The following is a 12,829-nucleotide window of genomic DNA, read 5'->3' on the forward strand; positions in this document are numbered from 1 at the left end:
GACCGGATGCTGCTGTCGCCGCCGCTCGTCATCTCCAAGCCCGAAATCGACGAACTCGTCGAGAAGGCGAAGCGCGCGATCGATGCGACTGCCCAGCAACTGGGTTTTGCCTAACGTCATTGTCAATCGGACGGACGGCGCTCGGCGCGCCGTTCTTCCACCTTCAGTCAGGGGAACAACATGAGTGTGAGCCATCTTCGTCACGCAATCGCGCATGCTGCGCTCGTCGCACTGGCGGGCGTCGCGTCGCTGTCGATTCCGGCCGCGCAAGCTGCCGGCGCCGAACTGAACGTCTACAACTGGTCCGACTACATCGCGAAGGACACGATCCCGAACTTCGAAAAACAAACAGGCGTGCACGTCAAGTACGACAACTACGACAGCGACGATACGCTGCAGGCGAAACTGCTCGCGGGCAGCTCGGGTTATGACATCGTCGTGCCGACGTCGAACTACATGGCCAAGCAGATTCAGGCGGGCGTCTATCAGAAGCTCGACAAATCGAAGCTGCCGAATCTGTCGAACCTCGATCCGACGCTGATGAAGATGATCGCGGAGGCCGATCCGGGCAACCAGTACGGCGTGCCTTGGGCATACGGCACCGACGGGGTCGGCTACAACGTGCAGGCGGTGAAGAAGGCACTCGGCGACAGCGCGCCCGTCGATAGCTGGGCACTCGTGCTCGACCCGGCAAACGTCTCGAAGCTCAAGAGCTGTGGCGTGTCGTTCCTCGATCAGGCCGTGGACGTATTCGCCGCGACGCTGCAATACATGGGCAAAAACCCGAACAGCACGAACCCGGCCGATTATCAGGCGGCATTCGAAGTCCTGAAAAAAGTCAGGCCTTATATCACGCAGTTCAACTCGTCCGGCTATATCAACGATCTCGCGAACAACGACGTCTGCGTCGCACTCGGCTGGTCCGGCGACGTCGGCATCGCGCGCCGCCGGACGTTGGAGGCGAAACGTTCGTATGAAATCAAATTCTCGAATCCGAAGGAAGGCGGTCTTCTTTGGTTCGACGTGATGGTGATCCCGAAGGATGCGCCGCACGCCGAGGAAGCACTGAAGTGGATCAATTACATCGAGGATCCGAAAGTCAACGCAGCGATCACAAACGAGGTGTTCTATCCCACCGCGAACCGCGCCGCGCGCCAATTCGTCATACCGGCCGTCGCTCAAGACACGACTGTCTACCCGCCGGAAGAGGTGCTCAAGAAGATGACGCTGATGCGGCCAGTGCCGGCCGATATCCTGCGCCTCGAAAACCGCCTGTGGGCGCAGTTGAAGACCGGGCATTGAGCGGCGGCGGACCGCGGCTCACGCGCCGTCCGCCTGAAACATGCAATACGGTGCCCGCGCGTTCGCCCTGAGACGCGCGGCCCGGTGAAATCCCGATCGCAGTGCTTACGCGATTCGCGACATGCGTATCGCGCGGGAAAACTCATGCCTGCGATCCCCAACGAAGGATGGCTACACCATGAAATCGACGCCTTCAATCGATACCGCGCAACTGGCGCACCCCACGGTCGCAAAGGCGGCCGGCAACGAAAATTTCGTCCGCATCGAAAACGTCGTGAAGAAATTCGGCGACAGCACCGCAGTCGACAACGTCAACCTGTCGATCGCGAAAAATGAGTTGTTCGCCCTGCTCGGCAGTTCAGGCTGCGGCAAGTCCACGCTGTTGCGCATGCTCGCCGGTTTCGAGACCGCAACGTCCGGGCGGATCTTTGTCGATGGCGAGGATCTCGCGACGTTGCCGCCGTACCGCCGCCCCGTCAACATGATGTTCCAGTCTTACGCGCTGTTTCCGCACATGACGGTCGAAGCGAATGTCGCGTTCGGGCTGAAACAGGAAGGCACGCCGAAGAACGAGATCCGCGAACGCGTGGCCGACGCGCTCGCGCTCGTGCAAATGGGCCGTTACGCGCAACGCAAGCCGCACCAGCTCTCCGGCGGCCAGCAGCAGCGGGTCGCGCTTGCGCGCTCGCTCGTCAAGCGGCCGAAGCTGCTGCTGCTCGACGAGCCGATGTCCGCGCTCGACAAGAAAATCCGTCAGAAAACGCAGCTCGAGCTAGTCAACATCATCGAGAAAGTCGACGTGACCTGCGTGATGGTCACGCACGATCAGGAAGAAGCGATGACGATGGCAAGCCGCCTCGCGGTCATGAGCGAGGGCCGCATCGTGCAGATCGGCACGCCGAGCGAGGTATATGAATTTCCGAACAGCCGGTTCTCCGCCGAATTCATCGGCTCGACGAATCTGTTCGAAGGCGTGGTCGTCGAGGACCAGCCGGATCACATTTTCGTCGAAAGCGAGGATCTCGAAACGCGCATGTACGTGAGCCACGGCGTGACGGGACCGCTTGGAATGCCGGTAGGCATTTCGGTGCGCCCGGAGCATGTGCGCGTATCGCACGAGCGCCCCGGCACGCCGCACAACTGGGCGCGCGGCGTGGTTACCGACGTCGCGTACATGGGCAGCTATTCGCTGTATCACGTGCGTCTGCCGAGCGGCAAGATCGTCGTGTCCAATCTGTCCAGCTCGCACCTGATGCATGACGGTGCGCCTGCCTACAACGACGACGTGTTCGTCTCCTGGTCGCCGGCAAGCGGCGTGGTGCTGACACAATGAGAACTTCAAATCCTTCCCCGCTCGCGGCAGCTTCGTCCGCCGCCGCCTCCCGCGCGCCGTCTGCGGCCCGCACATTCGCCCAACGCCTGCTGGCGCGCTTTACGCCGTCCGGCCGAAGCGTCGTGATCGGCGTACCGTTTCTGTGGCTCGCCGTGTTCTTCGCACTGCCGTTCGTGCTGGTGCTGAAGATCAGCTTCGCCGATCAGGTGATGGGCATTCCACCCTATACCGCGCTGACGGACGTCAAGGACGGCGTCGTGCAGATCGCATTGCGGCTCAGCCATTATGCGTTCCTGTTACGCGACAGCCTCTATATCGCAACCTACGTCAGCTCGCTGAAGATGGCCGCGGTATCGACTCTGTTCTGCCTGTTGATCGGCTATCCGATCGCGTACTACATCGCGCGCTCCGCGCCTTCGACACGCAACCTGCTGATGATGGGCGTGATGCTGCCGTTTTGGACGTCGTTCCTGATCCGCGTGTACGCATGGATCGGCATCCTAAAGGACGATGGGCTGCTGAATCACGCGCTGATCGCGCTCGGCATCATTCACACGCCGCTGCGGCTCTATCACACCGATGCGGGCGTCTACATCGGCATGGTCTATTCCTATCTGCCGTTCATGGTGATGCCGCTCTATGCGCACCTCGTGAAGATGGATCTGACGCTGCTCGAAGCCGCCTACGATCTCGGCGCGAAACCGTGGGTCGCATTCACGCAGATCACGCTGCCGCTGTCCAAGAACGGGATCATCGCGGGCAGCCTGCTCGTATTCATTCCGGCTGTCGGCGAATACGTGATTCCCGAACTGCTCGGCGGCGCCGACACGCTGATGATCGGCCGCGTGATGTGGGACGAGTTCTTCAACAACATGGACTGGCCAATGGCGTCAGCCGTGACGGTCGCAATGGTACTGCTGCTGCTCGTGCCGATGGCCGTATTCCAGTACTACCAGGTCAAGGAACTGGAGGACGCAAAATGATCAAACCCAGCAAACCGCTTTCCGCCGCTGTGCTGACGGGCGGCTTCCTGTTCCTGTATATCCCGATCATCAGCCTCGTCGTCTATTCGTTTAACGAATCGAAGCTCGTCACCGTTTGGTCCGGCTTTTCGCTCAAGTGGTACGGCGCGCTGCTTCAGGATGACGAGCTGCTCGCGAGCGCATGGCTGTCGCTGAAGGTCGCGATGATGACCGCGTTCGCATCGGTCATCATCGGCACCTGGGCGGGTTTCGTGCTCGCGCGCTTCGGCCGCTTTCGAGGCTTCACGCTGTACACCGGCATGATCAATGCACCGCTCGTGATCCCCGAGGTGATCCAGGGGATCTCGCTGCTGCTGCTGTTCGTCGCGCTCGAGCAGATGCTCGGCTGGCCGAAAGGGCGCGGCATCGTGACGATCTGGATCGGCCACGTGATGCTGTGCGTGTCGTATGTCGCGATTATCGTCCAATCGCGCGTGAAAGAGCTGAACAAGTCACTCGAAGAAGCGGCGCTGGATCTCGGCGCAACGCCGCTCAAGGTGTTTTTCGTCGTCACGCTGCCGTTGATCTCGCAGGCACTGCTGTCGGGGTGGCTGTTGTCGTTCACGCTGTCGATCGACGATCTTGTGCTGTCCGCGTTCCTGTCCGGCCCCGGTTCGACGACGCTGCCGCTCGTGGTGTTCTCGCGTGTGCGCCTCGGCCTGAATCCGGAAATGAATGCGCTTGCCACGCTCTTCATCACGGCCGTCACGATCGGCGTGATCGTCGTGAACCAGGTGATGCTCAGCCGCGAGCGGCGCCGCGAGCGCGACATGCGCGAGGCGTTCGCCCAGGCCATGGCACCAGACACGGCCGACGCCGGAAGGCTGGGGGCAGGCGCGATCGCGCCACAAACAACATCGAAAAAAACACTCGGCACTGCTTGAGTTTGTCCGTCGTCCGAACGCAGGCAGACATCTTTGGCAACACGATCAATTGGAGATCCCGCATGAAAATGAAACTCATCTGCCTGCTCGTGGCCGGGTCGCTACCCGGCCTCGCGGGCGCCGCATCGACAAGCGCGCAGCTTAAAGCCATGCAAGCGCAGCTGAATGCGCTGCAGGCGCAGGTAAAGCAGCTGCAAACCGAGCTTGCGTCGCAAAAAGGCGTAACCGGTACGACGGCAACGGCAGCAACGGCAGCCGTATCGAAGCCCGTCGACGAATCGTCGCCGGATTGGGGCAAGGCACCCGCCGCGCTGACCAACGACGACGTCTCGCAAATGAAACAGCAGATCGCGAACCAGCAACTGAAGGTCGATACACTGACCGATGCCGCAAACACCGGGCCGATCGCGGGCTTGTCGGTCACCGGCTATATCGATCCGACCTACATATTCAACCGCGCTGCGAGCACGTCTTCGTTCCTGTTCGCGAATCACGAAAGCAACTATAACTACTTCAACAGCACGTTCGGCGACCTGTATCTCGACATCAAGAAGACTTTCGGCGTCGGCCCGATGGCGCCGTCGGCGGAACTCACGCTGATGCCGAACCGCGGCAACGGCATCACACTGCTGCAAAACTCGCGCGGCAACATCGGCAACAACATTCTCAACACGGCGGTCGTCAATGTACCCCTCACCTCCACGACGACGCTCGTGGCGGGCCTGATACCGAGCTTTGGCGGCTACGAGGTCCAGCAGTCGAACCAGATGCTGACGCTCACGCACAACTTGCTGTACGACTTCTCGGACCCCGGCAGCTACATCGGCGTCGGCGTGAATTACACGAAAGGCAACTGGGCATGGAAATTCCTGCTCGGCAACGAGCAGTACCATACATACGGCGCGGTGACGCAAACGGGCACCAACGCGTTCGGTGATCCGATCACGACGAGCAATCGCGTGCCGACGTTCACGTCGCGCGTCGACTATACCTGGTCGAGCGCACTCGATATCGGTGGCTCATTCAACATCGGCAGGCAAACGCTCGCGAGCGCGACGACGCCGTCGGGCGCCGTCGTCTACGGCCCCGGCGGCCAGGCCGGCAGCCCATACGGCACGTTCTTCTTCGCCGAAGCGGACGCAACCTACACGCTCGCAGATATTCAGTACAACGCGGAAATCGATTACGGCCAGCAGCAGCACGCGGCGTTCAATGGCGGCAAGGCGCAGTGGTATGGCGTGTCGCTGCTCGCACACCGCAAGTTCAATCTGCCGGTAGTCGGCCGCATGGGCGCGACACTGCGCTACGACTTCCTCGCGAACAGCAAGAACGGCGGCGGCGGCGGCGGTGTCGTGCTGAACGGCAACGGGATTGACACCGCCGACGGCTTCGGCATCGATGCGAATTGCCTCGCCACATCCAAGGCGAACGGCGGGCTCGGATTCGAATGCAAGGGAGCGAACCGTCAGGACGTCGCACTCGATCTGCTGTTCTATCCGACCCAGCAAATCATCGTGAAGGTCGAATACCGGCACGACTGGGCAAACAAGAGCGTCTTCCTGAAGAACGACGGTTCGTATGGCAAATCCAACGATCTGCTGGCGACCCAGTTCATCTATTCGTTCTGACGCCCGTTGCCAGCGGGGCGTGCCCCGCTGGCTGTGTTTCCCGGGATGTTTTCCGAAAAGCACGCACCGCGCACCGCCTGTCGCGGTGCGACAATATCATTCCTTGAAGCCGCGCCCTTCCGATGACCAGCACTTTCGCCAGCCGCTCCGATGCACTCGTTCGCCGCTCGTACTACGAGGCCACGGTTCAACGCCCGGCCCGGGACGATCCGGCGCTCGCCGGCGCGCTCGACGTCGACGTCTGCGTGATCGGCGCCGGCTTTGCCGGTCTGTCGACGGCGCTCGACTGTCGCGCGCATGGCATGTCGGTTGCCGTGCTCGACGCTTATCGGCCCGGATGGGGCGCATCCGGCAGAAACGGCGGCCAGATGATTACCGGCTTTGCCAAGGACGGTGAAATCGAGCGGCAGCTTGGCGCTGAAGGCGCGCGCGCCGCCTGGGCATTGTCGATCGACGGCGTCGCGCTCGTCGGCGAGCGGATCGCGCGCTACGGAATCGATTGCGATTTCACCCGCGGCTATCTGACTGTCGCGACGAAGCCGCGCCGCGTCCCGGAGCTACGCGACTGGATGGAACGTGCGACATCGCACTGGGGCCACCCGTCGCTCGAATGGCTCGACGCCGGTGCGATCCGCACGCGCATCGCGTCGCCGCGCTATTTGTCCGGCGTCTATGATCCGCTGTCCGGCCACCTGCATCCGCTCAAATATTGTCTCGGCCTGGCCGACGCCGCCCGGCGCGAAGGCGCGATGCTGTTCGCGCATACGAGCGCGATCGAGATCGTGCGCGGCGCACGGCCGGTCGTGCGCACGCCAGCGGGCGAAGTGCGTTGCCGGCATGTCGTCGTATGCGGCAACGCCGGCCCCGGCGGCGTGCTGCCCGCCGCAATCGCCGCGCGCATCGCGCCGATCGCGTCGTATATCATCGCGACCGAGCCGCTCGGCCACGTGCGTGCGGACGCGCTGATCGCGCATCGAGAAGCAGTGTGCGACAACAATTTTTTCCTCGACTACTTCCGGCTGTCCGCCGACCACCGGATGCTGTTCGGCGGCCGCGCAAGCTCGGCGGGCGCTTCGCCCGACACGCTCGCCGATGCGATCCGCCAGCGGATGGTGAGCGTGTTCCCGCAGCTTGCCGACGTTCGCGTCGACTTCGCATGGGGCGGCTTCGTCGACGTAACGCGCAATCGTGCCCCCGACTTCGGCGCGATCGATTCGAACTACTACTATCTGCAGGGCTTCAGCGGGCACGGCGTCGCCCTCACCGGCATCGCGGGGCGGATGATCGCGAACGCGATCGCGGGCGATTCGCGTGCGTTTGATCTGTTCGCGCGGCTGCGGCACCGCCGTTTCCCCGGCGGTGCCGCATGGCGTCAACCCGCGCTTGAACTCGGCATGCTGTATCACCAGGTGCGCGAGTTGCTTGCCTGATGCAACCGAGCCTTCGCCATCCCAACCGGTCTCATTTCTTTCGCCATGCTCCAGTTCGCCAACCAGCCTCACGCCGATTCGTACTACAGCGCAACCCTCAACGACACGACCGGCCATCCGCCGCTCGAAGGCTCGATCCAAGCCGACGTCTGCGTGATCGGCGCCGGTCTGACCGGCCTGTCGGCCGCGCTCGATCTCGCCGAGCGCGGCTATTCGGTGGCGGTGGTCGAGGCGTCGAAGGTCGGCTGGGCGGCGAGCGGGCGCAATGGCGGACAGTTGATCGGCGGCTACGCGTGCGACATCGATACGTTCGCGCCCTACGTGAGCAACGACGAACTCCGGCAGATCTGGAATATGGGGCTTGAGACGCTCGATATCGTCAAAACGCGCGTCGCGAAACATTCGATCGACTGCGCGCTCACGCCCGGCTATCTGAGCGCCGCGAATAAACCACGCGACGTCGATGCGCTGCGGCGCTGGCGCGACGATGCCGCGCGGCGCTTCGGCTACGACCGCCTGCGCTACGTCGAGCGGGACGAACTGCCGCACTACGTGCAATCGTCCCGCTATCTCGGCGGCCTTTTCGATCCGGATAGCGGCCACCTGCATCCATTGAACTACACGCTCGGGCTCGCGCGCGCGGCCGTTCAGAGCGGCGCGCGGATCTTCGAGAACAGCTGCGTGACGCGCATCTCGGACGAGTACGGCGACCATGTCGTATCGACTGCACGCGGCGCCGTGCGCGCGAAGTTCGTGGTGCTCGGCTGCAACGTATTTCTCGGCACACTCGCGCCATCGCTCGCGCGCAAGATCATGCCCGTCGGCACCTACGTCATCGCGACCGAGCCGCTCGGCGAAGCGCGTGCAAGCGCGCTGATGCCGGCGCGGGCGGCGGTCTGCGACAGCCGGTTCGTGCTCGATTATTTTCGTCTGAGTTCCGATACGCGGCTTCTTTGGGGCGGCAAGGTCAGCTATTCGACGCTCGAGCCGCACAACCTCGGCCAAGCAATGCGCAAGGACATGCTGAAAACGTTTCCGCAGCTCGCCGACGTGAAGATCGAACATGCGTGGGGCGGCTTCGTGGACATTACGATGAATCGCGCGCCGCATTTCGGCCGGCTGTCGCCAACCGTCTATTTCGCCCAAGGTTTCTCCGGCCATGGTGTCAATACGACTGGACTCGCCGGCAAGCTGATCGCCGAAGCAATCGACGGGCAGGCTGCGCGTTTCGATCTGTTCGCGAAGATCCGCCATCGCGACTTCCCTGGCGGCGCGGCATTCAGAACGCCCGCGCTCGTGCTGGCGATGGCATGGTATCGGATGCGTGACTGGATCTGACGCAAAACGGCGCCCGCTCAATCGATAATAGGGATGCCGTAATAACCGGCGCGCGCCCCATACCCGCTCCCGACAGTAAGAATAAAGCCGCTGTTTCGGCATTGAACAATCCGGATGAGAAATCTTTCCTATGTCTTTGTAATTGCTAACCTAACGACCGGTTACTATAATCGTTTCAAAGCTCGGTTCGACAAATGGGGCCCCATGGAAACGACTCCGTTTTCCGCATTGAAAGCACTATGCGGATTCATCCTTCGCACGTCGAAACGGGCAGCATTGCCGGTCGCCGCGGCGTCCGCGCTCGTTATTTCGCCGCTTGCCGCACACGCCGGCCCGTCAGGAACCAAGCATCGTCCGGCCGCGTCCGCACGAGGCAAAACACCGGCCAACGTATCGGCCAACGCATCGATCAGGAAAGCCAGTTTTCATCGCGAACCCGGCCATCCGGTGCCCGCGGCACATGCGCTCGCAACCACGCCACCCGCCGCCCGCCATTCGAATGCACGGCATGACAAGCCAACAGGCACCGTCCGCCGGGCCGCATTCACGCCGCGCCATGCGCTGACCGCCCGCCCGTTCGATTCGGAGGACGAATCGCTGCCGTTCGGTCTGCATTCGAACATCGTCTACATGATCGATCAGAGCACCGGCGAAGCGCTGTTCGACAAGAATTCACAGACGGTCACGCCGATCGCGTCGATCACGAAGCTGATGACCGCCATGGTCGTGCTCGATTCGAAAGCGCCGCTCGACGAGTTACTCGAAGTCACCGACGACGATCGCGATCAGGAAAAATTCACGAGTTCGCGCCTGTCGATCGGCTCGACGCTGACCCGCAACGACATGCTGCACATTGCGCTGATGGCCTCGGAAAATCGGGCGGCCGCGGCGCTGTCGCGCTACTATCCCGGCGGCCGCGAAGCGTTCATCGACGCGATGAACCGCAAGGCACGCGAACTGGGCATGGTCGACACGCACTTCGAGAATCCGGCCGGCCTGTCGAAATACAACGTATCGACCGCGCGGGATCTGGCGAAAATGGTCAATGCGGCCTACCAGTATCCGTTGATCCGCCAGTATTCGACTGATGTCGACTACGAAGTGGACACCGGCCAAGGCGTGCTCTACTACCGCAGCACGAATGCGCTGGTGCGCGACGGCGACTGGGACATCGGCGTGCAGAAGACGGGCTACATCAAGGAATCGGGCATCTGCCTCGTCATGCAGACGACGATCGACAACCGTCCGGTCGTGATGGTGCTGCTTGATTCCGGCCGCCGGCATGCCGATTTCTTCGATGCCGCGCGACTGCGCACGATGCTGACGTCGGGCACCCTTCCTGTTGCGACACAAGCCGACGCATCGGCAAGCGGCGGCTGAACGCGGCCGCCGTCGAGCGGCGTCTGCGCTGCGCTCAGGCCGCAGCCTGATTCAGAAACGGTGCAATGTTCGCGATCGCGCGCGATACGTAATCGTCCTTCTCGCCCACTGGCGCGACATAGTGAATCGCCTGTTGTGCCTCGTCGAGCCCTTCGACGCGCGCAATCACCCATGCCGCTAGGTAATGGGACGCCAGACAGCCACCGGCAGTCGCAACGTTGCCGCGCGCAAACAAAGGTTGATCCAGCACCTCGACACCGGCTTCCTGCACCCACGGCTTCGTCGTTAGATCAGTACACGCCGGCACGCCGTCGAGCAACCCGAGCTTCGCGAGAATCAGCGTGCCGGAACACTGCGCCCCCAGGAGTTGACGCGACGCATCGAGCCGCAATTGCCCGATCAGTTCGGCATCGGCGGCCACTTGCCGCGTTTGCACGCCACTGCCGACGATCACTGCATCGGCGCGGCAAGCATCGGCAAGCGATGCCTGCGCTTCGATCGTCACGCCGTTCATCGACGTGATCCTTGCAGCAGGGCTCGCGATCGACACGTGCCAGCCCGGCTTCTTCACGCGGTTGAGGATACCAAGCGCGATAAACGAATCGAGTTCGTTGAAGCCGTCGAACGTCAGGATAGCGATATGCATGGGGACATGCCTTATGTATTTTTGCCAGCGAAATGACAAGCGGGAAACCGGATGCGGTGTGTTTCGCATTATCGCGTGCTCGCGCAGCGTTATCCTGCGGCAACCCTGCGCCAAACAGGGGGAATTCGCTCGGACAACCATCTTATCGGCGATAGTTCGGCTGGATGACATCCGCCTGAGCGCGCGCAGCCGCGTCCGCCGCAGGCAACGTGCGATTCCATACCGCAGCGCCGACGCTCCCGGCTCGGCGCTGCCCGGCAGCGATCGCACCACAACATGCGGCAGCCGCGATAGCCGCACTGTGCTGAACCCGCGTCTTCCGTCAACCTCATTCGCCAAGAACACCAAGCATGGACGCCACACTCGCTCACGATCTCGCCGGCATCGAAAACGTCCTGTCGCGAACGCTCGCGCATGCGCTCGACGTGCTCGAGCGCCTCGACGAACGGCCTGCGGCGCTCGCCCCATCGCCTGTCGCGCCGGCGCAGTTGCCGGAACATGGCCTCGGCTTCGACGCCGCGCTCGACGATTTCCTGACACGCTGGGCACCCGGCTTTTCCGGCAGCGCCGGCGCACGCTACCTAGGCTTCGTGACGGGCGGCGCAACGCCAGCGGCGATCGCGGGAGATTGGCTCACAAGCGTCTACGATCAAAACCCGACCGCCGGTATCGACAGCTCGGCGCCGGACTTCGAACGCGAAACCGTCGCGCGGCTGCGCGCATTGTTCGGCCTGTCCGATGCACACCAAGGCGTGCTCGTCACCGGCGCGACCATGTCGAACCTGGTCGGCCTCGCCATCGGCCGCGAATGGCTAGGCGAACGCGCGCCGCATCCGGTGAACGTGTCGGAAGATGGCGTCGGCGCATTGCCGCCCGTGCGGGTGCTGTCGGGCACGCCGCATTCGAGCATCTACAAGGCGTTGTCGGTGCTCGGCGTCGGCCGTCGCGCGGTGCAGAAGGTTCCGACGCTGACAGACCGCGAAGCCGTCGACATCGACGCGTTGGAAGCGGCGCTCGCGCGCCTCGACGGTGCGCCGGCGATCGTCGTCGCGAACGCGGGCACCGTCAACACGGTCGACTACGATGCGCTGCCTGCGATCGCGGCGCTGCGTTCGCGCTACCCGTTCTGGCTGCATGTCGACGCGGCGTTCGGCGCATTCGCCGCGCTATCGCCGCAACATGCGTCGCTCGTGGAAGGGCTCGACGCAGCCGATTCGATCTGCATCGATCTGCATAAATGGCTGAACGTGCCTTATGACGCCGCCGTGCAATTCAGCCGCCGCCGCGATCTGCAAATACGCGTGTTTCAGAATAGCGCCGCCTATCTCGGCACGCCGGCCGGCAACCCGGATTTCGTCCATCTGACGCCGGAAAACTCTCGCCGGCTGCGCGCGCTGTCGAGCTGGTTCGCACTGGCCGCGTATGGCCGCGACGGGCATGCGGAAATCGTTCACCGCAATATCGCGCTCGCGCAGCGGCTCGGCCGGCTGATTGCCGGGCATCCGGGTTTCACGCTGCTCGCGCCGACGCGCGTCAACGTCGTGTGCTTCACACTCGCCGGCCAGCCCGACGAAACGCGCATCAATGCCTACGTGCGCGCGGTGCGCGACCTCGCGGACACGTTCGTCACACCAACCTTTTATGCGGGCGTCTGGGCGCTGCGCGCGGCGTTCAGCAACTGGCGCACCAATGAGCAGGATGTCGAAAGGATTTTCGAATCGCTCGTGCGCGCGCTCGGGTAGCCGGCACGGCGCGCGCACCGCGCCGATACCGCCGAACAACGGCCGCCTCGGCGCGCAACGGCCTTTCGCGATGGCCGATTCGCGTCATCGCCGCTATCATGATCGAAACCGCGTGCGGACAATC

At 63.0% G+C, this 12,829-nt stretch carries 10 protein-coding genes; 9 read left to right on the plus strand and 1 reads right to left on the minus strand.

Annotation, left to right across the window (positions count from 1 at the left end; all coding sequences use genetic code 11):
* The first annotated feature begins 180 nt into the window (after window positions 1–180).
* From BSIN_RS17295 to BSIN_RS17330, 8 genes are all read left to right on the plus strand, one after another.
* Window positions 181–1,302 carry a polyamine ABC transporter substrate-binding protein gene (locus BSIN_RS17295; RefSeq protein WP_089341422.1) on the plus strand — a complete coding sequence of 374 codons (1,122 nt, stop codon included), beginning with the start codon at window positions 181–183 and terminating at the stop codon, window positions 1,300–1,302.
* 178 nt (window positions 1,303–1,480) lie between these two features.
* Window positions 1,481–2,635, plus strand: coding sequence for an ABC transporter ATP-binding protein (locus tag BSIN_RS17300; protein WP_089341423.1), 1,155 nt, complete (start codon window positions 1,481–1,483; stop codon window positions 2,633–2,635).
* The gene (locus tag BSIN_RS17305) at window positions 2,632–3,618 is read left to right on the plus strand and encodes an ABC transporter permease subunit (RefSeq protein WP_069236127.1); all 987 of its coding nucleotides are present in this window, start codon (window positions 2,632–2,634) and stop codon (window positions 3,616–3,618) included. Before BSIN_RS17300 ends, BSIN_RS17305 begins: the two co-directional genes overlap by 4 nt.
* Entirely contained in the window at window positions 3,615–4,541 is a 927-nt protein-coding gene (locus tag BSIN_RS17310) for an ABC transporter permease subunit (protein ID WP_059518920.1), read from the plus strand. Before BSIN_RS17305 ends, BSIN_RS17310 begins: the two co-directional genes overlap by 4 nt.
* A gap of 62 nt (window positions 4,542–4,603) precedes the next feature.
* Window positions 4,604–6,169, plus strand: coding sequence for a DUF3138 family protein (locus tag BSIN_RS17315; protein WP_089341424.1), 1,566 nt, complete (start codon window positions 4,604–4,606; stop codon window positions 6,167–6,169).
* Between the two features lie 122 nt (window positions 6,170–6,291).
* Window positions 6,292–7,599 (plus strand): NAD(P)/FAD-dependent oxidoreductase, encoded by a 1,308-nt coding sequence (locus BSIN_RS17320; protein WP_089341425.1) that lies wholly within the window; start codon window positions 6,292–6,294, stop codon window positions 7,597–7,599.
* Window positions 7,600–7,644: 45 nt separating this feature from the next.
* On the plus strand, window positions 7,645–8,937 hold the full coding sequence (locus tag BSIN_RS17325; protein WP_089341426.1) for an NAD(P)/FAD-dependent oxidoreductase: 1,293 nt from the start codon (window positions 7,645–7,647) through the stop codon (window positions 8,935–8,937).
* Window positions 8,938–9,141: 204 nt separating this feature from the next.
* A complete protein-coding gene (locus tag BSIN_RS17330; protein ID WP_089341427.1) occupies window positions 9,142–10,317 on the plus strand; it encodes a serine hydrolase in 1,176 nt (391 codons plus the stop codon).
* Window positions 10,318–10,351: 34 nt separating this feature from the next.
* On the opposite strand, the gene BSIN_RS17335 is transcribed toward BSIN_RS17330, so the two are convergent.
* Window positions 10,352–10,963, minus strand: a complete 612-nt coding sequence (locus BSIN_RS17335; protein WP_089341428.1) for a DJ-1/PfpI family protein — start codon at window positions 10,961–10,963, stop codon at window positions 10,352–10,354.
* Between the two features lie 350 nt (window positions 10,964–11,313).
* On the opposite strand from BSIN_RS17335, the gene BSIN_RS17340 reads away from it, so the two are divergent.
* A complete protein-coding gene (locus BSIN_RS17340) occupies window positions 11,314–12,705 on the plus strand; it encodes a pyridoxal phosphate-dependent decarboxylase family protein (protein ID WP_089341429.1) in 1,392 nt (463 codons plus the stop codon).
* Window positions 12,706–12,829: the final 124 nt, after the last annotated feature.

Source organism: Burkholderia singularis (assembly GCF_900176645.1).
GTDB lineage: Bacteria > Pseudomonadota > Gammaproteobacteria > Burkholderiales > Burkholderiaceae > Burkholderia > Burkholderia singularis.